Origin of the sequence: Frankia canadensis (genome assembly GCF_900197875.1) — a bacterium.
In the GTDB taxonomy this organism is placed as follows: Bacteria; Actinomycetota; Actinomycetes; order Frankiales; family Frankiaceae; genus Frankia; species Frankia canadensis.
On sequence record NZ_FZMO01000539.1, the window covers coordinates 1 to 21,150 of the forward strand.

Annotated in this window: 13 protein-coding genes and 1 pseudogene; 4 read left to right on the forward strand and 10 right to left on the reverse strand. The window is 75.9% G+C overall.

The window, feature by feature from the left end; genetic code table 11:
• The 4 genes from C1A33_RS29985 to C1A33_RS30000 form a co-directional block, all read right to left on the reverse strand.
• Nucleotides 1-3,828, reverse strand: a 3,828-nt coding sequence (locus C1A33_RS29985) for a glycosyltransferase (protein WP_207770570.1), incomplete at its 3' end; no start/stop codon positions are given.
• Between the two features lie 9 nt (nt 3,829-3,837).
• Complete coding sequence (locus C1A33_RS38215; protein ID WP_101835481.1) at nt 3,838-4,482, reverse strand: WhiB family transcriptional regulator; 645 nt, start codon at nt 4,480-4,482, stop codon at nt 3,838-3,840.
• A 447-nt stretch (nt 4,483-4,929) separates the two neighbouring features.
• On the reverse strand, nt 4,930-7,620 hold the full coding sequence (locus C1A33_RS29995; RefSeq protein WP_101835483.1) for a bifunctional FO biosynthesis protein CofGH: 2,691 nt from the start codon (nt 7,618-7,620) through the stop codon (nt 4,930-4,932).
• 259 nt (nt 7,621-7,879) lie between these two features.
• Nucleotides 7,880-8,161, reverse strand: a complete 282-nt coding sequence (locus C1A33_RS30000) for a hypothetical protein (protein WP_101835485.1) — start codon at nt 8,159-8,161, stop codon at nt 7,880-7,882.
• Between the two features lie 370 nt (nt 8,162-8,531).
• On the opposite strand from C1A33_RS30000, the gene C1A33_RS30005 reads away from it, so the two are divergent.
• The 4 genes from C1A33_RS30005 to C1A33_RS30020 all read left to right on the forward strand — a co-directional run bounded on the left by C1A33_RS30005 (nt 8,532) and on the right by C1A33_RS30020 (nt 12,756).
• Nucleotides 8,532-9,140 (forward strand): TetR/AcrR family transcriptional regulator, encoded by a 609-nt coding sequence (locus C1A33_RS30005; RefSeq protein WP_101835487.1) that lies wholly within the window; start codon nt 8,532-8,534, stop codon nt 9,138-9,140.
• A 240-nt stretch (nt 9,141-9,380) separates the two neighbouring features.
• Nucleotides 9,381-10,331 (forward strand): 2-phospho-L-lactate transferase, encoded by a 951-nt coding sequence (cofD, locus tag C1A33_RS30010; RefSeq protein ID WP_101835509.1) that lies wholly within the window; start codon nt 9,381-9,383, stop codon nt 10,329-10,331.
• On the forward strand, nt 10,324-11,664 hold the full coding sequence (locus C1A33_RS30015; RefSeq protein ID WP_243408078.1) for a coenzyme F420-0:L-glutamate ligase: 1,341 nt from the start codon (nt 10,324-10,326) through the stop codon (nt 11,662-11,664). Before cofD ends, C1A33_RS30015 begins: the two co-directional genes overlap by 8 nt.
• 267 nt (nt 11,665-11,931) lie before the next feature.
• Complete coding sequence (locus tag C1A33_RS30020; RefSeq protein WP_101835489.1) at nt 11,932-12,756, forward strand: DUF3105 domain-containing protein; 825 nt, start codon at nt 11,932-11,934, stop codon at nt 12,754-12,756.
• A 42-nt stretch (nt 12,757-12,798) separates the two neighbouring features.
• Here the strand turns inward: C1A33_RS30020 and dnaN are convergent, their stop codons facing one another.
• The 6 genes and pseudogenes from dnaN to C1A33_RS30050 form a co-directional block, all read right to left on the reverse strand.
• A complete protein-coding gene (dnaN, locus tag C1A33_RS30025) occupies nt 12,799-13,992 on the reverse strand; it encodes a DNA polymerase III subunit beta (protein ID WP_101835491.1) in 1,194 nt (397 codons plus the stop codon).
• A 277-nt stretch (nt 13,993-14,269) separates the two neighbouring features.
• Nucleotides 14,270-15,538 carry a hypothetical protein gene (locus C1A33_RS30030; protein ID WP_101835493.1) on the reverse strand — a complete coding sequence of 423 codons (1,269 nt, stop codon included), beginning with the start codon at nt 15,536-15,538 and terminating at the stop codon, nt 14,270-14,272.
• Nucleotides 15,496-17,181: a sensor histidine kinase gene (locus C1A33_RS30035; protein ID WP_101835495.1), complete on the reverse strand. Its 1,686-nt coding sequence runs from the start codon at nt 17,179-17,181 to the stop codon at nt 15,496-15,498. Before C1A33_RS30035 ends, C1A33_RS30030 begins: the two co-directional genes overlap by 43 nt.
• A gap of 160 nt (nt 17,182-17,341) precedes the next feature.
• Entirely contained in the window at nt 17,342-18,415 is a 1,074-nt protein-coding gene (gene manB, locus C1A33_RS30040; RefSeq protein WP_101835497.1) for a mannose-1-phosphate guanylyltransferase, read from the reverse strand.
• Nucleotides 18,416-18,828: 413 nt separating this feature from the next.
• A pseudogene (locus tag C1A33_RS30045) lies at nt 18,829-19,734 on the reverse strand (glycosyltransferase family 2 protein); the annotation flags it as partial.
• A 231-nt stretch (nt 19,735-19,965) separates the two neighbouring features.
• A complete protein-coding gene (locus C1A33_RS30050; protein WP_101835499.1) occupies nt 19,966-21,096 on the reverse strand; it encodes a glycosyltransferase family 4 protein in 1,131 nt (376 codons plus the stop codon).
• Nucleotides 21,097-21,150 lie beyond the last annotated feature (54 nt).

Sequence of the window (21,150 nt, forward strand, 5' to 3'; positions counted from 1 at the left end):
CTGCTGGCCGGCGGCGGGGGCGGTGACCGCGGGGGCGATCTCCAGCTCGTGGCGGCGCCGCCGAGCGCGTAGACCGATCGGCACCCCGCCGGCCAGCAGCGCGCCCAGCGCCACGGCCTGCGCGGCCGCGAGGCGGTGGGCCGCCGCATCGTCCCGGGCCAGGCGCAGCTGACCGCCCTCGCGGGGCAGGTCAAAGCCGGTGGCCCAGCCCCACGCCCGGAAGGCCCGCAGCGGCCGCCCGTCCAGCCAGGCATGCCAGCCGGTGCCGGCGGGCACCGCGACGACCAGGGCACGCTGCCCGCCCCGCCCGGCGGCCACCGGGACGATCCGCCCGGTCACGGGCAGCGGCCGCGCGGAGGCCGGTGCCGCCGGCAGCGACGGTCGGGTGGGGAGGTCACGAGCGTCGGCGACGTCGACGACCGCCACCGCGGACGACGCCGCTCCCACGGACGACGCCGCTCCCACGGATGACGCCAGCCCCGGGAACGCCGCGAGAGCGGGCGTCGATGGCCGCGGCCCGCGGGTGACGGCCGGGCTCGGGGCGCCCTCGGGACGCCAGACCAGCAGTCCCGGCCGCGGGCGCTCCCGGACCAGGGACGGCGTCGCGTCGAGCCGGTCGACCAGGGCGGCGTTCGGGTGTGCGGCAGGTGTGCCGACCGCGGTGACGCCGAGCAACGGCAACCACCCGGCGGCCCGGTCGCCGCCGGCCGCGAGATCGTCGACGACGGCGGTGAGGAACCGCGCCGCCGGCCACGCCGGGCGGACCAGGCTGGCCGGATAGCGCGGCCCGTGGCCGGCGGCCAGCGTGTACCGGATGGCGCCCGACCGGTCGGGCCGGTCCAGCAGCAGGACACGCGAGCCGGGCGGCGCGGTGCGGGTCACCGCGAGGATCCCCCGCGCGATCACCGGGTCCCACACACCGTTGCCCGCCGCGAGGCCGGCGAGATCCGGCGCGGCCTCGAGGCCGGCGTCACCGGAGCTGCCGCCGGGCCCGTCGAGACCGCCGGCCGAACCGCCACCGCCCGGTGCGACCGCGCCCACCGGCGGGCGGCTCCCACCGGACGCGCGGTCCACCCAGGCGGAACCGGCGGCGACCCGATCGACGCCCAGCGCGACCGGCCCGGCGACGACGAGCGCGGCGAGCGGCAGCGCCGTCAGGCGGCCCACCCGGCCGGGCCCGCGCTCCGATGGCAGCCAGACCGCCGCGGCGGCGAGCAGCGCGCCGGCGATGACCAGGCCGTACTGGGGACCGACCCACCAGCCCTGCGCGCCGGCGACCCGCTGCCCGCCGCCGGGCGCCAGGCGTGGGGTGAGGAGCACGGCGAACAGGCCCAGCGCGATCAGCGCCCCGCCGGCCCGGGCGGCCCGCCGCGCGGACGCGGTCGCCCGGCGGCGGGCGAGCAGCCAGCAGGCGGCGGCGACGGCGAGGAATCCGGCCATGGCGGAGGTCGGCTGCTCCCCCGAGCCGGCGAGCAGAGCCAGCGCGGTCCGCGGCACCTGTGGCAGCGCCACGGGCGGCTCGGCCACCACCCCGTCAGGCAGGACGGGCAGCAGCGCGACAACCGTCGCCGCCGCAGCCGCGAGCATGTCGGGCAGCCGGGACCGGTTGACGAGCAGAGCGGCGGCGGGCAGCCCGAGCCAGGCCAGCGGCGCCAGCACCGGGGCACAGGCGACGAGCCCGACCAGGGTCACGGCCAGCAGCCAGAGCGCGCCCACCCGCCCACCGCGCGGGCGGGCCCCGAGCACGCCGGCCGCCGCGGCGAGCACCATCGGCAGCAGTGCCAGCGCCCCGACCGTGTCGACCCGACCGGCCACGGCGGCCTGGGTCAGCACCGGGCACAGGCCATACGCGGCGGCGAGACCGAGGCGTGGCGCCATCCGCGGACGCCGGCCGAGGGCGGCGAGCCGACCGAGCGCGTGATACGCCCCGGCGCCGGCGAGCGCGGGTCCCAGGGCGAGCAGCAGCCAGCACGCCGCGGCTGGCCGACCGCCGAACACGGTGGAGAGCGCGGCAAGCAGGGCGGTCATGGGTGGGGTGGGCCCGGCGGCGTCGAGGGGCCCACCGGAGCCGGCCGGTCGGCCCGACAGGACCGCCGACCACAGATCGCGGGCGCCCGTGGGCAGCGGCAGCCCAGCACCGAGCGCGTCCGTGGGCATCCCCCGCATCGCCACGGCCCCGGCGACACCGAGCACCGCGGCGAGCGCCCACGGCGCCCACGCCACCCGCTCGCCCGCCGAACTCACGTCCCGCGCACGCCCCGCGTCGGATGGTCGCGCGCCGGAGGGACGCGGGCCGGACGGTCCCTGGTCGGGCCATCGCGGATCTGGCCATCGCGGGTCGGACGGTCGCGCTGTGGGCAGGTCCGAGACCGGGGATCGCGGGGCGGGGATCGCGGGCGTTCCTGATGGTGTGGGCGCCAGCCGGTCGCGCGGTGCCACACCGTGCCATGCCCCGGACGCACCGACCGGGATGCCACGTCGCCGGCGGGCGGGACGTTCCCGCAGCCGTCCGCCGGGCAGCGCGGACGGGAACAACACGCGGACGGCACGCTGGGAGACAGCCCGGGTCCGTGCGGCGCGCCGGCGCAGGCGCAGCAGGCGGCGCGGTCGTCCCAGCACCATCCAGGGCAGGGTGAGTTCGGTCCGCGCCGCCCGGACCCGGCCCCGCAGCAGCGCCGCCACGGCCCGGGGAACACTCGCCGCCACGAGGACGACCGCGGCCAGCAGCGCCGCGGGGCCGTTCACGTTCGCGAGCTGGACCCGCAGCGCCGCGGCGCGCTGCGCCACCGGCCAGGCCGGGGTGCGCGTGACGGTCATGGCAGCGGTGGGGACGACGACGACGCGCAGACCGGCACGGGCCGCGCGCCAGCCGAGGTCGATGTCGTGGGCGGCGTCGAGGTCGGGGTCCGGGCCGCCGAGCAGCGACCAGGCGGCCGAGCGCACCAGCGTGCCGGAGCAGGCGACGGCCAGCACGTCGCGGACCGCGTCGTGCTGACCATGGTCCACCTCGCCTGGGCGGACGCCGGTACGGCGCCGCCCGCAACGGTCGACGCTCGCCCCGGCCTCGACCACGATCCAGCGAGGCGGTGCCGGAGACGGCGAGCGTGAGGGCGCCGCGGGCGTGCGCAGCTTGGGCCCGACGACGGCGGCCCCCGGATCGAGCACCGTGTAGGCGAGCAGGGTGTGCAGGACATCGGGGTCCGGCACCGCCGCGTCGTCGAGGACCCAGACGAAGCCCCCGGTCCCGGGTGGCGGACCGCCGGCCCGGGCCAGGCCCATGGCGAGCGCGGCGCCGAGGGAGGTGCTCGCCGGGACATCCACCGTCTCGACCGGTGCGCAGCCCTCGCCCGCCGGCGTTGACCGCGACGCCGCGCCGATGTGGATCTCACCCACCGGGCCGTCACCAACGGGAGGCTCGCCGACCCGGTCGTCGCCGACGAACGCCGCCTCGACCGAGCGCCCGCCGACCGACAGCCCGCCGACCGGCGCCCCACCGCCGGACACCTCGCCGGCGGACACCTCGCTGACGGACACCTCGCCGACGGAGGCCGCACCCTCGGAGGCCGCACCCTCGGATGCCGCGCCACCGGACGGCCCGCCGCCGGCGGGCTCACCGACGCGCACCTCGACGACGCGCAGGTCGACCGTCAGGTCCGGCGGCAGGACCTGGGCGGCCACGGCGGCGCGCAGCCGAGCGCCGGCCTCGGACCCGCCGTGGCACACGCACACGGCGACGACGCGGCGCACGGCCGCGGGGCCCGCACCGGGCCCGCCCGGGACGGCACGCGGCGCCGCCGGGACCTGCACCCCCCGTCGGACGCCACCCACCGTCCCGGATCAGACGGCTCGGCGCCGCTGTTTGCGTCGCTCCCGTTCGGACATGCCGCCCCAGATCCCGAACCGCTCGTCGTTCTCCAGGGCGTATTCCAGGCACTCGGCGCGGACCTCGCAGCCGGAACAGATGCGCTTGGCCTCCCGGGTGGAGCCGCCCTTCTCCGGGAAGAACGCCTCCGGGTCGGTCTGCGCGCACAGCGCGCGCTCCTGCCACTCCATCGCCTCGCCGAGCAGGTCACCGAAACCGAGGTCGATGACCGCGGCGAGGTTGTCCTCCTCGGCGGCCTGCGGATCGTCGACCAGGTCGTCGGCGAGGCCGGCGGGATCGACATCATCATCGGCCGGGTCGTCGGCGGTATCGTCGACGGGCGCGTGCACGGGCACGTTCGGCCGGGCGAGCAGACCTGCCTCCGCCGCCCGCGGCCCGGGGGCGAAGGCGGCGGCCCCGAGGATCCGCTCGGGGGAGCCGGAGCGGGCCGGCGGGACGTCGACGGCGGGCGCCGACGGCCGCGGCAGCACCGGGTTCGGTGTGGCCTGGGTGGGCCGTTCGGTGAGCACCCGCTCGGAGTGGTCACCGAACGGGTCATGCTCAGCGGGACGCTCGACGTCCGCGAGGACGGTGTGGACGCCCGCGTCGGTGTGCTCCATGGGGACTCCTCCAGACCCGTCGCGGTGCGGTCGGCCACCCCCTGGGCGCCGGCGCGCAGGTGACTGGTTCCACACCGGTCAGGCGTCGCACTACCGCACGAACCCCGCCAGCGAGGGGAATGACACGCCGGTAATTACACGCTCCAGACTCGGTCGCGTCAACCCCACCAGCGCAACATCTTCTACAACCAGCGATGAGACCATAGCTCACAGTCACTGCACACCATCGCCGAGGGTCTAGACAACCTTCCGATCGGTAACTGTGTGCAATCGGCGCGGCGACGATGACCGCATTATGCCGCCCCGACGCAGCGGACATAAAGGCCTAAACGGGCAGGCTTGCCGACAGACAAGCCACTTATTCCCCTCCTAACGGACACCACATCCCACCAGCCCGAACCGTACAGCTACTTAGAGTAGTTTCTGATGTCGTCGACTTGGCGGGTGTCAGGACACCACCGGCAGCACGGTCCGGACGGTTCCTCCTCGGGCAGCGCGAAACCGCTCGTCCGGGACCGGGCCATAGGTCGTGGTCCGTTGCCGAGCGGGACGACCCGCCGCCGCGGCCACCTCCTCCAACTCGGCCACCGAGCGCCGCGACCCGTGCTGGGACCCGGCCATCCGGCTGATCGTCTCCTCCATCAGCGTGCCGCCGATGTCGTTCACCCCGCCGGCGAGCACCTGCCGGCAGCCGTCGACGCCGAGCTTGACCCACGAGCACTGGATGTTGTCGATCGCCCCGTGCAGCAGGATGCGGGCCATCGCGTGCACCGCCCGGTTCTCCTGGACGGTGGGGCCCGGACGGGCGACGCCGGCCAGGTAGATCGGCGAGCTGTGGTGCACGAACGGCAACGGGACGAACTCGGTGAACCCTCCGGTACGCTCCTGGATCCCGCGCAGCAGCCGCAGGTGGGCCACCCAGTGCGCGGGGGTGTCGACGTGGCCGTACATCATCGTGGCGGTCGAGCGCAGGCCCACCCGGTGCGCGGTGCTGATCACCTCGACCCAGCTCGCCGTCGGCAGCTTGCCCTTGGTGAGCACCCAGCGGACCTCGTCGTCGAGGATCTCCGCGGCGGTGCCGGGCACCGAGTCGACACCCGCCTCGCGCGCGGCGACCAACCAGTCCTCGATGCTCATCCCGGTCCGGGTGACGCCGTTGAGGACCTCCATCGGCGAATAGGCGTGCAGGTGCAGGCCCGGCGCCGCCCGCTTGATCTCGCGGGCGAGCTCGAAGTACGCGGTGCCCGGCAGGTCCGGGTGGATGCCGCCCTGCATGCAGACCTCGGTCGCCCCCACCGACCAGGCCTCGGCGGCCCGCGAGCCGATCTCGGACAGCGACAGGGTGTAGGCGTCGGCGTCCCCGCGGCGCTGCGCGAACGCGCAGAACCGGCAGCCGGTGTAGCAGACGTTGGTGAAGTTGATGTTGCGGTTGACGACGTAGGTGACGTCGTCGCCGACGGCGTCGTGACGCAGCCCGTCGGCGAGCCCGCACAGCTCCTCCAGCGCGGCCCCGGAGGCGCCGAACAGCGTCAGCGCCTCCGCGTCGCTGATCCCCGCCGGATCGCGGGTGGCGTGCCGCAGCGCCGCCACCACGTCGGCGTCCCCCCGCTCCGGCGCCCCTCGCCCAGCGCCCCCCACCGCCGGCTCGCCGCCCGGCGTCACCGCCGCCGGCGCGGCCGATCCGGCCACCGCGGGGGCTCGACGGCCGGTGCCCACGACGCCGTCCGCGCCGGTGCCGGCGGCGCTGACCTGCGCGCGCAGCGACTCCCAATCGCCGTAGACGGTGTCGAAGTCGGCGCGGGTCTCGCTGTGCCGGCCGACCGTGTCCACCGCGGTGTGCAGGTCGACGCGGCCCGTGTCGGCGAGGCCGCCGTCGGGTTCCTGCCAGGGCCTCCCGACGGGCCGGGCGTCCGGCGCGAGCAGGCCGTCCGGGCCGGCCAGCGCCCGCACGTGCCCGGCGACGCGCGGGTCGAGCCACGGCTCGTCCAGGTGCGACGGGTAGACGGTGAGCCGCGGGCGCAGGGTGAGGCCGGCCGCCGCCGTCACCTCACGCAGCACGTCCAGGTCCGGCCAGGGCCGCTCGGGGTTGACGTGGTCCGGGGTGACCGGCGAGACGCCACCCCAGTCGTCGATGCCCGCGGACAGCAACAGGGCGCACTCGGCGATGTCGACGAGGTTCGGCGGCGCCTGCACCCGCATTGTCGGGCCCAGCACCAGCCGGGCGACCGCGACGGCCGCGGCGAGCTCCTCGGCACCCACGTCGGGCTCGCCGCGCATCGCGGTGTCGTCCTTGGCCCGGAAGTTCTGGACGATCACTTCCTGGATCGAGCCGTACCGGCGGGCCAGCCCGCGCAGCTCGAAGATCGTCTCAGCCCGCTCGGCACGGGTCTCGCCGATGCCGAGCAGCAGGCCGGTGGTGAACGGGATCGACAGCCGCCCCGCGTCGGTGAGCGTGCGCAGCCGGACCGCCGGCTCCTTGTCCGGGGAACCGTAGTGCGGGCCGCCGGGCGTGGACCACAGCCGGGTCGCCGTGGTCTCCAGCATCATGCCCATGGACGGCGCGACCGGCTTGAGCCGGGCGAGCTCGGCCCAGCCGAGCACCCCGGGGTTGAGGTGCGGCAGCAGGCCCGTCTCCTCCAGCACGGCGATGGCGGCGGCGCGCAGGTAGCCCAGGGTCGAGTCGTAGCCGTGGGCGTCGAGCCACTCCCGGGCCGCGGGCCAGCGCTCCTCGGGACGGTCGCCCAGGGTGAACAGGGCCTCGGCGCAGCCGGCGGCGGCGCCCGCTCGGGCCGTCTCGATCACCTCGTCGAGGCTCAGGTAGGGCGCCGGCAGCCGGTGCGGCACGGTGGCGAACGTGCAGTAGTGGCAGCGGTCCCGGCACAGCCGGGTCAGCGGGATGAAGACCTTCGGCGAGTAGGTGACGACCCCCGGGCGGCCGAGGGAGGCCAGGCCCGCGTCGCGGACCCGGGCGGCCGAGGCGCACAGGTCGGCGAGATCGTCACCGCGGGCGGCGAGCAGCACGGCGGCCTCGACCGGGTCGAGGGTGGCTCCGTCGCGCGCCCGGCGCAGCGCGCGCCGCATCGCCGACGGGGCCGGCGGCCCGTCCACGCAGTCGGATCTCGCCGCCGTGTTCGTCATGGCTTCCTCGGTTCCTGATCGTCGTCCGGCGCGGCGGAACCGGACGCCGCCCGGTGAGGCGGCGAGCCCGTCCCACCGCCGCCGGTGTCGAAGGGGCACGGATCGTGAAAGGGAAACGACATCACAGCGGGCCGGGATTCCGCGGGCGTCCGCGCCGGTCGCGCATCCGCCGCGGCCGGGCCCGCGGGTGGCCCGGGTGGGCCAGGGTGAGGCCGGGCCGCCGCCGCCGAGGGACGGCGGCGGCCCGGTCACGGTCGGGTCAGGGCTTCGACCGTCCGGCGCGGCGGCCTGCGGTCGGGTGGCGCAGGCGATCCAGGGTGCCGATGAGCATGTTCGTCCGGGAGCGGGCGGCGAGGACGTCGGTGACGGCGTGGGCGCGCCGGTGCGGCTCGCCAGCCGCGCCCGAGGCCGGCGACGCGGCGGCCTGCCGCATCTGGGCCCGGCGGGCGGCGGCCACCTGAGGGGCACGCGCACCCGCGAGCGCGCGGTTGAGGGACGCGGACAGGGCTTCGAGGCTCTTGGTGGTCCTGATCTCGGACATGACGGTCCTTCCAGCGACATGGAGAGCTCAGGTTCATCACACAGCTCTCTCTAATCGGAATCAAGAGATACCGCGTGATGGACGACACAGCCCCCCTCTCGCCCGACCGTCCGGGGCCGGACGACGTAGCTGGTCGTCCCCGGACGAGGCCCCGCTCACCCCGGTTCGCACCCTCCGACAGGGCCACCGACCTGGCCGAACCCTCGACCGGCAGGCCGTCCACCGCCGCCGGAACCGACCTGCGAGTGATCCTCGCCACAGAGCTTCCCAATGCGGCATGGCCGGCTTCCGGCTGGGTATCGCAGCGCCGTCAGGTGTGCCGCCGAACGAATCCCTCCTGTGTGCGAGCCGAAGTCGCTACCCTGATCAGGTGCCACGAAATCGCCAGGACGTTCCCCGCGAGGAGCGGATCGACGCGTTGCTCGCCGTGGCCGAGGAGCAGTTCCTGGCCCGCGGCTTCGCCGGCACCTCCATCGCCGAGATCGCCCGCTCCGCCGGCATCGAGCCAGGCAGCGTCTACTGGTACTTCCGGTCGAAGGACCACGCCTTCGCCGCGGTGCTCAACCGCCTGCTCGACGTCGAGGTCGAGCGGATCGCCGGGCTGTCCGGCGACCCGGCGGAGAAGCTGTTCCTCGCCCTCGACTCGGTCGAGCGCCGCCGCACGCTGCACCCCTGCGTCGCCGAGCGGGCCCCGCACGCCGAGCCGGTGATGGAGTACCACGAGCGGCTGCACAAGTGGCTGCACGGCCTCGCCCTCGCCGCGGTGCACGACTTCGTGCCCGAGACGGACCGCGCGCTCGCCGCCGACGCGGTCGTCGCCACCATCGAGGGCGGCCTGGCCAACCCGGCGCCCACCCGGCCGACCAGCCACCTCGTGCACTTCCTGCTCGCCGCGTTCTGCAAGGACACGGCCCTGCCTGCCCGCCCGGAGTTCACCGGCTGGGTGGCCCCGCTGTTCGCCCGCCCCCGCCTCGACTGACGGGGCCGCACCAGCCCAGCCCTCCGGGCCGCGCCTCTGGTTGTGATCTTCGTGGGTGTCGTCGCGCCGCGGGTCGTGGCCGCGTTCTGGCGCAGCGATCAGACGCGCGCCGACCGAGATCGACCATTCATGATCAATATCGACGCCGGCCTCGACCGCCAGTGCTGGTCACGCGGGCCCCATCCCGCGCGGCCAGGCCCGCGGGTCACCGGCCGGCGTCCGGTGCGAGGATCACGGGTTGTGAGAGTGACAGCCCTGGCCGGCGGGATCGGTGGCGCCCGCTTCCTGCGCGGTGTGCGCGCCGCCCTGCCCGACGCCGACGTGACGGTGATCGGTAACACCGGCGACGACATCACGCTGCACGGCCTGCGCATCTGCCCCGACCTCGACACGGTGATGTACACCCTCGGCGGCGGCCTCTCCGCCGAGCGCGGCTGGGGCCGCGAGGACGAGACGTTCGTCGTCGCCGAGGAGCTCGCCGCCTACGGCGTCGGCCCGTCCTGGTTCGGCCTCGGTGACCGCGACCTCGCCACCCATCTCGTCCGCACCCAGATGCTCGACGCCGGCTACCCGCTGTCCGACGTCGTGCGGGCGCTGTGCGAGCGGTGGCGGCCCGGGGTGCGGCTGCTGCCGATGACCGACGAACGGGTCGAGACCCACGTCGTCCTCGACGACGACGAGGGCCAGCGCGCGGTGCACTTCCAGGAGTGGTGGTTGCGGCTGCGCGCGGCCGTGCCGGCCCGGGCGATCGTGCCGCTGCGGGCCGAGACCGCGAAGCCCGCGCCGGGCGTGCTCGACGCCCTCGCCGAGGCGGACGTCATCCTGTTCCCGCCGTCGAACCCGGTGGTGTCGATCGGCACGATCCTCGCCGTCCCCGGCATCCGCGACGCGGTGGCCGCCGCGCCGGCGCCGGTCGTGGGCGTCTCCCCGATCATCGGCGGCGCCGCGGTGCGCGGGATGGCGGACGCCTGCCTGACCGCGATCGGCGTCGAGACGTCCGCCGAGGCCGTCGGCCGTCACTACGGCGGCCGCTCCGGCGACGGCGGGCTGCTGGACGGCTGGCTGGTGGACACCGTGGACGCGGGCGCCGCCGTGCCGGGCGCGACCGTGGTGGCGCGGCCGCTGCTGATGACCGATCTGGACGCGACCGCGGCGATCGTACGCGCCGCGCTGGAGCTGGCCGGTGTCTGAGCCACAGCCGCCGAGCGGCGCGCTGGAGGTGTTCGGGCTCGGCGGCATCGGCGAGATCCGCCCGGGCGACGACCTCGCCGCGGCGGTCGCCGATGCGGTGGCGGCCTCGGGCCGCCCGCTCGCCGACGGCGACGTCCTCGTCGTCACCTCGAAGATCATGTCGAAGGCGGAGGGCCGGCTCGTCACCGTCACCGGTGGCCAGCGGGAGCGGGAGGCCGCGCGGGCGACGGCGATCGACGCCGAGACCGTGCGGGTGGTGGCGAGCCGCGGGCCGACCCGGATCGTCGAGACCCGGCACGGGCTGGTCATGGCCAGCGCCGGGGTGGACGCGTCCAACATCGCCAAGGACACGCTGGCGCTGCTCCCGGTGGATCCCGACGCGAGCGCGGCGGCGCTGCGGGCCGGCGTCGCGGCCCGGCTCGGCGTCGACGTGGCGGTGGTCGTCACCGACACGGCCGGGCGGCCGTGGCGGCGCGGCCTGACGGACCTCGCGATCGGCGTCGCCGGCATGGCGGCGCTGCGCAGCCACATCGGCGACGTCGACGGCTACGGCAATGAGCTCGGCATGACCGAGGTCGCCGAGGCCGACGAGCTCGCCGCCGCGGCCGACCTGGTCAAGGGCAAGCTCGGCGCCATCCCGGTGGCGGTGGTGCGCGGCTACCGCCGACTGGCCGACGACGGCCGCGGCGCCCGCGCGCTGGTGCGCCCCAGCGACGAGGACCTGTTCCGGCTCGGCACCCTGGAGGCCCGCCGCGCGGCGCTGACCGAACGGCGCACCGTGCGCGAGTTCGGCCCGGAGCCGGTCGACCCGGCGGCCGTCGAGCGGGCGGTCGGCGCCGCGCTGACCGCGCCGGCGCCGCACCACACCACGCCGTGGCGGTTCGTGCTCGTCGAGCGGCGGCGCGCCGACCTGCTCGCCGCGATGGCCGAGGCCTGGGCCGAGGACCTGCGCCGCGACGGCTTCGACGAGGCCGCGATCGAACGCCGGCTGCGCCGCGGCGACGTGCTGCGCCGCGCCCCGCTGCTCATCGTCCCGATCATGGTGCTGGACGGCGCGCATCCCTACCCCGACGCGCGCCGCGCCCGCGCCGAGGAGCGGATGTTCACCGTCGCCGTCGGCGCCGGGGTGCAGAACCTGCTCGTCGCGCTCGCCACCGAGGGGCTCGGCTCCTGCTGGGTGTCCTCGACGTTGTTCTGCGCCGAGGTGGTCACCCAGGTCCTGGACCTGCCGGAGAGCTGGGTGCCGATGGGCGCCGTCGGCGTCGGTCACGCCGCGGCCCCCGCCGCCCCCCGCCCCCCGCGCGAGCCCGGCGAGTTCCTGCTGCACCGCTGATCAGAACCGGCCGGACAGCTCAGGGCCCGCCGACACGGCCTCGGGCGAGCACGGTGCGGTCGACGCGGACCCGACGGGCGCGATGGCCGGGTGACATCCACCTCGCTCGCCCGGGCACCCGACGTCCGTTACGAACGGTTACTCGACGATGCGGGCCGGTATGACGATGACGCTGGGCACCCGGGATGGCCGTTCCGGGTGCCCACCGGCGGGTCGGACGCCGCCTGCCCGTGAGAAGTGGTTCGACACTTCGTAGGATCAGCCCCCGTGGGGAAGAAGAGCGTCGAACGCAACGCCCGGCTCGAACAGCTGCGCCGCGACCAGAAGCGCAAGGAACGTCGCCGCGCGCTGCTCATCTATGGCACGTCGGGATTCGCCGCGGTCGCCCTGCTGCTCGGGATCGTGCTCTACACGGTCGCCGACTCCCATGCGAAGAACAAGACCCGCGAGGTCGGCTACGTCGCCGCCGCCTCGTCGGCGGCGACCGCCGCGGGCTGCACCGGGACGGTGAACGACGCCTCGAAGGGCTCGTCGCACGTCAGCACGACGGTGGACTACAAGGTCTCGCCGCCGTCCTCCGGCAGCCACAACCCCGATCCGCTGCCCGACGGCATCCCGTTCTACAACCCGGCCTCCGGCATCCCGGTCGAGCGCGCCGTGCACAACCTCGAACACGGCTTCGTCGTCGGCTGGTACGACAAGAGCCTGCCCGCCGCCCAGGTGGAGAAGCTGCGCTCGATCGCCGCCGACGCCGGGCCGCGGTTCATCGGCGTGCCGTGGACCCGCGGCGCCTTCCCGGACGGCAAGCACTTCGTCCTCACCGCCTGGGACCGCACCCAGCGCTGCTCCACCGTCTCCGCCGACGTGATCAGCGACTTCGTCGCCAAGCACGCCAACCCGAGCATCGAGGGCGCGACCTGGGACTCCCCGACCGCACCCGAGTCGGGCGCGGCCGGCGGCACCCCGGACGTCTCGAAGGACGGCCCACTCACCATCCCGGCGAACGGCTCGGACGGGACGTCGTCCACCGCTCCCAGCCCGGGCGCGGGCACCATGTCGCTGTCTCCGACCACGCCCGCCGCGGCCCCCTGACCCGCGCCCGCCTGAGCCGGCCGGCCCGCCGGCTCAGGCGGCTCAGGCGGACGGATCGGTCCGGATCGGCATCAGCAGGTAGCGGAAGGCACCCCCGTCCGCGGGCCGGCCGTCGCGCCCGCGCGCGCCGCTGTCCTTGCCGGTCAGCACCGCCGGGCGCGCCGACGCCTCACCCGGGTCGGCGGCGACGAAGCCGATCGTCGCCTCGTCGTCCTCCACCGCGCCGAGCCCGTCGAGCAGGTACTGGGGGTTGAACAGCACCGACAGCTCGGGCCCGGCGTACTCGACGGGGATGGTCTCGCTGGCCTGGGCGCCGCCGCCGTCCCCCGCCTCGGCGACGATCTGGTCGGTGCTCAGGGTGAAGCGCAGCGGCGCGGTGCGGGTGGCGACCACGGCGACCCGGCGGACCGCCGCGGCCAGCGCCGCCGTCGACGCCGTCACCGTGTACGCGGCCGTGTCGGGCAGCAGCTTGCGGTAGTTCGGGAAGGTGCCGTCGATGAGCCGGACGATGGTCTGCCGCCCGGCGGCGGCGAGCCCCAGCCGGGCACCGGCCGGATCGGCGACGTCCAGGCCGACGACGATCCGCGATGCCGGGGTGGGCGTGCGCGCGACCTCGGCGAGCACCCTGGCGGGGACGTGGGCCAGCGCCCAGGGGTCCTCGACGGTCGGCTGCCAGGGGATGCCGCGCACCGCGAGCCGGTAGCGGTCGGTGGCGGCGAGGGTGAGCCCGCGCCCGGTGATCTCCAGGCGGATCGCCGTCAGCACCGGCACCGTCTCGTCCCGGCCCGCCGCGGGCGCCACCTGGCCGACGGCCGCGGCGAAGCCAAGCGTGTCGACCTCGCCGATCGGGGCGGGGAAGCGGGGCAGCTCGGGATAGTCCGCGGGATCCATCAGCGGGACGGTGAAGCGCACGCTGCCGCAGCGCAGCACCAGCCGCTCCCCGTCGACCTCGACCTCGACGACCGTCGCGGACAGGCTGCGGACGATGTCGGCGAGCAGCCGACCGGGCACCAGCACCCGGCCGGGCTCGGCCACCTCGGCGGCGACCGGCGCGCGCACGGCGACCTCCGTGTCGAAGGCGCAGACGACGAGCCCGGCGGTGGCCGGCGCGCCGGCGGACGCCTCGAGCAGCAGGCCCGTCAGCACGGTCGGGGTCTGTCCCGGGCGGCTGGGCAGGTGCCGGGCGGCCCAGCCGGTCGCGTCGGCGAGCACGTCGCGTTCCACGCTGAACCTCATGGGGCCGATTGTCCCCGTCCACAGCCGGAAATCGCCGCATTCACCTGCCGGTGTCCGTGCTCTGTCCGTCCGCTTCGTGGCCTGGACGTCGCCCGCGGCCTCCCGACCGCACCGCCACGCCCCCGTTCAGGGCCTCCGGCGACGCTGTGCGCCCCTTCCGGAGGGCCTGCCTTCCTGGCCCCGGGGAAGGAATGCCGCGCCCTGAGGATGAGGTCAGGCCTGATCACCGTCACGTACACCGAGAGCAAGGAGCGGGGATGCCGCGCCCGGGATGAGGTCAGGCGGGCCGGGAGCGGGTGTGGCCGGCCGAAGCCCGGCCGAGCAGACCACCGCCCGCGGGCCAGTGCAGGTCCAGGCACAGCTGGCCGTCATCCGCGTCGGCGCGGACCGCCACGGCGGCGAGTCGGGCCCGGTCCGGTCGGGCTTCCCCGCCCCCCGCGGTGGTCATGCCGGTCCAGTCCGGGGGAAGCGACGTGCCGGGAACGGTCAGCGTGAGGCTGCCCGCGGCGGGCGTGCAGATCAGGGTCAGCAGCGCGCGCCCGTCCGACAGCGACCGCAGCGCCCGCGGCAGCAGCCAGGCGAGCTCCGCCCGCACCTCGTCCGGGACCGCCCGCAGGTCACCGGACACCTGGACGTCGACCCGCAGGTCCCGGGTCTCGGCCTCGAACAGTGCGGGCGCGAGTTCGCCGAGGGTCGCCGTCTGGCTGGTGACCAGGGTGCGCCGGATCGTCCCGGCGTCGCGGCGGCAGCGGGCCCGCACGGCGGGGTCGCGCGGGTCGACCAGGCCGTCGCGCAGCGCCGTGAGCAGCGGCAGCACCTCCCGCCGGATCATGCCGAGCGCCCGGGCCCGGTCCATCCGGATGCGCAGCTCGGCCTCCTGGCGGGCCGCGAGCCGCGCCTCGGAGTCGATCGCCCGCGCCGCCGCGTCCGCGGACCGCAGCAGCACCGGGCCGCCCATCGCCGCCACGATCTGCAGTGACGCCAGGGCGTTGAGCACCGCCACGAGCTGGGTCGCCGGCAGCGGGCCGGGAACGCCGTCGGCGCAGGCGATCGCGGTGAGGGTGCCGGTCGTCGCGACCAGTGCGATGATCCGCTCCCTGCGGGGACGCGCCACCGTCACCTGCATGAGCAGCAGCGGCAGGATCAGCACCGGCCAGATCGCGAGCCGGCTGCCGTCAGGGCGGGAGACGCCGACCAGGGCGGCCGTGGCCACCGTGACCACCAGCGCGACGGCCACCAGGCCAAGCGCGTCCAGCCTGGTCGCCGGGCGGCGCCGGACCCGCCGGGTGACGACGAGGACGCACACCCCCAGCGCGCACCACAGCCCGAGCACCGCCGGGCGTGGATACCGACCGGCGGGCAGCACGAACAGCACCGGCAGGGTGCACGGATACCAGGCCAGCACCGCGGTGGCGACGGCCCGGCGCAGGCCCGCGGTGTAGGCGTCGCGCAACTGCGCCGCCGACCGCGGACCGGGCGCGGCCGCCGGGCCGTCGACGCGGATCAGCGCGCGGCGCAGTGCCCGGACCGGCGGGCCGAGGTGCATCCGCCGGGCGAGCCTGGCAGGCCGCGTGAGCCAGCCAAGCCGGGCAGGCAGGGCGGGCCGGGCGGGCAGCGCAGACGGGCCGGGTCGGGCGAGGCCGGCGGGCCAGGTCGACCAGGCGGGCCAGATCGGCCGGGCCAGCGGCTCGGATCGGCGGCGCCAGGCCCGGCGGGAACCGCTCCGGCCGGCGTCTGGCCGGCGGGCACCGGGACGGCCCAGGTGAGCAGCACCCGGGTGCCCCGGCCGGGCATCGCGTCCACCCGGTCCCGGCCGCCGGCATCGGCGACCCGCGCCAGGACGGAGCGGCTCAGCCCGAGCCGGTCGGCGGGGACGGCCGCCGGGTCGAAGCCGCAGCCCTCGTCGCGCACCTCGATACCGACCGCGGACGGCGTGCGGTGGACCGTCACCCACGCCTCGTCGGTGCCGGCGTGCCGCCGGACATTGGACAGCAGCTCGGCGACCGCCGCGGCCAGCGCGTCGACGGCCTCCCGGGGCGGCGCCGCCCGGCCCGTCTCCCCCGCCGCCTCGCCCGAGGGCGCCGGGCCGGGGTCGGCCGGCCCCAGGACCGCCCACAGGGGGCCGGGCAGGGACGATGGCCGCGGCGGGGCGCCGGGTGCCAGGCCGATCGCGCCGGTGCGGCCCAGCTCGACGCGCAGCCCGCGTCGGCGGGCGGCGGCCACGACGGCGTCCAGGCGGGTGTCGAGGTCGCCGACGTCGCCGGCCGGCCCGCGCAGCAGCCGGTCCACGGCGGCGATCGCGTCCGCGGCCTGGCCGCGGGTCAGCTCCAGGTCGTCGCCGCCGCCCCAGGCGATGCCGGCGAGGGTGTTGAGCGCCGTGTCGTGCAGGACCCGCTCCCGCTCCCGCTCGGCGCGGGCCCGGGCGACCGCGATCGCCTCGGCGCTCAGATGGTCGGCGGCGGCGCGCAGTCGGGTGTCCGCGTCCTGCGCGATCGTCCACAGCCGGCCGACACCGAACCGGATCAGTGCCGTCAGCATGACGATCAGCATGATCGACACCGCGGCCCGCCGGTAGCCGCCACCGGGATCGGCCGCGGCCCGCTCGACCGCGGACGAGACGGCGGCCGCGGTGCTCGTCGCGGTGGGGGCGTAGGTGCCGCTGGCAGCGGTGGCGGCGGGGTGGCCGGGCAGCGCCGCGGCAGTGGCAGTGGCGGTGGCGGTGGCGGTGGCCGGGCCGGGCAGCGCGGCGGCGAGCCGGTCGGCGCATGCGACGCCGACGAGCAGGGCGGCCTCAAGGGTGGCGAGCACCAGGGCGAACAGGCGCCGGCCGGTCCGGCAGCCGGCGACGAGCGCCGCGTGCGCACAGCCGAGGAAGACCCAGGTTCCCGGCGTGCCGACGGACACCGGCGGCAGGAGCACCCCGGCGGCGACCGCCGCCGCGGCGCCGACCGCCACGTTGGCGAGCACCAGCCGGGTGCCGAGCCCGCGGCGCGTGCTCAGGAGGATGTAGGCCAGCCCCCACACCTCGACGAGCAGCCCCCCGGCCAGCGCCACCGGGTGCCCGCCGTACCAGGAGCGCCACACGATCAGGTGCAGCGCGGTCGTGACGATCCCGAGCACCCGCAGCACGGCGAAGGCTCGCACGACGACGTCGGCGAGGGCGTCGGATGCGCTGACCGGCACGATCATCAGTCTGGCCCGTCGGCTCCCGGAGCATGGGGGGATCGCCGGGAAAGTCCCCGGTGGCCGCGACCACGACGGCCGGATGGGCGGGCGCGCCCTGGTCGGGCGGCGCGGTGGCCGCCCGACCGGGACGCGCCGGGATGGTCAGGGGGGATGTCGGGTGGGGTCAGGTGCGGTCGGAACTGAACCGGACCGCGCCGGCGGCGAGAACGGCGCCGGGGAACACCCGGGCCCCGGCCCGCAGCTCGTTATCCCGCTCGATGATCGCGCCGTCGCCGATGACCACGCCGTCGAGCAGGACTCCGGCGCCGATCACGGCCCCCCGGCCGATCACGCTGTCCCGCACGGTGGCACCGGCCTCAACGACCGCGCCGTCGAAGAGCACCGCGCCGTCGACGGCGGCGCCGGCACCCACCCGGGCGCCTGCCCCGACGGTCGCCCCGCCGCCGATCTTGGCGTCGGCGGCGACGGCCGCCCCGGGCAGGACCAGGCAGTCACCGACCGGGCCGGGCAGCGCCGAGGAAGCCATCCGCCCGGTCACCAGGTCCCGGCTGCCCTGGACGAACGCCGCCGGGGTGCCGAGGTCGAGCCAGTAGGTGCTGTCCGGATAGCCCATCACCGGCGTACCGGCCGCCAGCAGGCCCGGGAAGGTCTCCCGCTCGACCGACACCGGCCGGCCCGCGGGAATCATGTCGATCACCGAGCGGCGGAACACGTAGCAGCCCGCGTTGATCAGGTTGGTGGGCGGGTCGGGTGTCTTCTCCAGGAAGGCGGTGACCCTGCCGTCGGCGTCCGTCGGGACCACGCCGAAGGCGCGCGGGTCGACAACCTCCGTCAGGTGCAGGGTGACGGCGGCGTCCGCCTCGGAGTGCCGGCGGACCAACGCCGGGATGTCGAGGCCGGACAGGATGTCACCGTTGAAGATGACGACCGGGTCGTCCGGGCCGCCGCGCAGCCGCTCGACGACGTTGCGGATCGCGCCGCCGGTGCCCAGCGGTTCTGTCTCGGTGACGTACTCGAGCTCCAGCCCGTGCGCCGAGCCGTCGCCGAAGTACTCCTCGAAGACCTCGGCCCGGTAGGAGGTGGCCAGGACCACCCGCGCGATGCCGGCGTCCCGGGCTCGCGCGAGCATGTGCGCGGTGACCGGCACTCCGGCGACCGGCAACATCGGTTTGGGAGCCGACATCGTGAGCGGTCGTAGACGGGTCCCCTGACCGCCGACAAGCATCACTGCGTCCATGGGGCGTCAGTGTCGCAGAGCACGGGGTAGCCCTTGGAGACGGATGGGCACCAAGACCACACCACCAACGGGCCGCCATGGACCAATTACTCTACGCGGCCAGACGACCACCGAAGCGAGTACTCCAGGCGCTCCGGCACAGTAACCGGAAGCCCGTTTCCTCCGCCGATGAACCCTGGACGGACCGTCAGATGTCCGGCAGAAGCCCGATAGGCCGCCGCCCCGAGCCATCAGGAAGACCACTAGGAATCCACCGCGGTACCACTGACGGCCGTACCGCTGACAGCCGCGCCCGGGCCGGCCGTGCCGCCGGGGGTCGCCGTGACGCCGGGGGTCGCCGGGCTGACGGGGGTCGCCGGGCTGCCGGGGGCGCCACCCGATGTCGTGCCGCCCGTCGCCGCATCGTCCGTGGCCCTGCCGCGGGCGGGCAGCAGGCGGGCGGAACGGGTGGCCCGCGCTCCGGCGCTGTCCTTGGCGAACGCGAGGGTCACCAGCAGCCGCGCGGCCAGTCCCACACCGAGCAGCGCCCGCAGCGGGGCCCGGGACGGCCCCGGGTACTGCCGGGACAGATACCGGAACATGCTGCGGTGATGGGCGAGCACCATCCGCCGCGACGACCGCTTCGTCGAGTGCCCGCCGAGATGCTCCACCACCGCGGCCGGCACGTACACCGACGACCAGGACGCGAGCCCAAGCCGGCGGCCGAGGTCGACGTCCTCCATGAACATGAAGTACGACTCGTCGAAGCCGCCCACCGCTTCGAACGCCTCCCGGCGCAGCAGCTGGCAGGAACCCGACAGCCAGCCGGCGGTCATCTCCCGCGGCGCGCCGCGCTCGCGCCGGTAGGACGCGGTCCACGGATTCGTCGGCCAGCACCAGCCGAGCAGCGCGTGCCCGATCCCGCGGCCCAGCGACGGCAGGTCCCGCGCCGACGGGTAGAGCGCGCCGTCCGGATTGGTGATCCCGGGGCCGAACGCACCGCCACCCGGCCAGCGGCCCGCGGCGGCGACCAGATCGTCGAGTGCGCCGGGCACGAAGGCGATGTCGGCGTTGGAGAACACCAGCCACGGCGCCCGGGCTCCGGCGGCGCCGCGGTTGACGGCACTGCCGTAGCCGAGATTGCGCCCCGGACGCAGCAGCCGCGCCTCGGGCCGTCGCTCGACCGCGGCGGTGCCGGCGTCGAGCTTGGGCGAGTTGTCCACGACGACGACCTCGTAGGGCCGGGTCGTCGCCTTGGCGAGCGAGTCGAGAAAGTCGCCGATGATCTCTCCGGATCGGAAGGTCACGACCACGACCCGGATCTCCGGCTCCACACCCATGTCCTCGCCTACCGCCCTTCCACGGCCCCGCAACCCCACGGCCCGCGCCGCCCCGGTGACACCGCGGCATCCGCACCGATGGAGACCGTAGCGCGCGCTTTCCGACGGTCCGCCCCCCGGGTGCCCCGAGGACTCCGCCGCGCGCCCGCCCATCACCGACCGCCCGTCGGCCCCCGATGGGCAGGGGGCCGCCGCGGAACACGGCCGACGGGCAGGGCGGCGGCGGACCGCTCAGCGCTCGGCGACCGCGCGGGCGTAGCTCGCCAGGTGGGCCTCGGCGCTCGCCGCCCAGGTGAACTCGCGGGCGCGGGCGAGGCCCGCCTGACCGAGAGCGTCCCGCCGGTCGGCGTCGTCGAGCAGGGTGCCCATCTCCCGGGCGATGGAGTCCGCGTCCGGCTGGGTGTAGGCGACGGCGTCGCCGCCGACCTCCGGCAGCGACAGCCGCGGCGTCGTCAGCACCGGAGCCGCGCAGGCCATCGCCTCCAGCACCGGCAGGCCGAAGCCCTCGCCATGCGACGGGTAGGCCACCAGAGTCGCCCCGCCCAGGTAGCCGGGCAGGTCGGAGAAGCGCAGGTAGCCGGGACGGATCACGCGCAGGTGGCTCGGCACCGAGGCGACGGCCGCGTCGACGTCGTCGTCCCAGCCGGAGCCGCCGGCCAGGACCAGCGCGGGCGGCTCGTCCCGCCAGTGCACCGCCTCCGCCCAGCCGCGGATCAGGTTCGGCACGTTCTTGCGCGGCTCGAGCATCCCGAGGAAGGCCACGTAGCGCGAGTCCCCGAGGCCGAGGCGGCGGCGCACCCGCTGCTTGTCCTCCGCGGTCGGCGGGTGGAAGGTCGACGTGTCGACACCGTGGTAGGCGACGTCGGTGGTCGTCGACTCGGCGTCGAGCACCCGGACGAGCTCGTCACGGGTCGCCTTCGACGGGACGATGATCCGGGCCGCCCGGCGCACCGCCGTGCGCATCGCCGAGCGGAAGAACGTCCCCTTCACCGCCGTGTGCATGTCCGGCTCGGTGAAGAACGTGACGTCGTGGATGGTCACGCACACCGGCTGTGCCGCCCGCAGCGGCATCGTGTAGTGCGGTGAGTGGATGACGGCCGCGTTCACCTGCTCCGCGACCAGCGGCAGACCGGTCTGCTCCCACGCCAGCCGCGCCGGCCGGTGGGCGATCGCCGCCGGTCCGGACAGAACGGTGGCATGCGGAGCCATCCGGCTGTAACGTTCCTCGTCTGACCGTTGGCAGACGAGCGCCATGTCCGCACCGGCCGCGCCCAGCGCCGCGACCAGCCCGTCGACATAACGCCCCACGCCACCACGGTCCGCCGGGACCGAAGTCGCGTCGACGAGCACCCGGGGTCCCACGGCGCTCCTTCCCTGACGCGCCACCCCACCAGGGGTGGCCGCTCGCTTCACGCT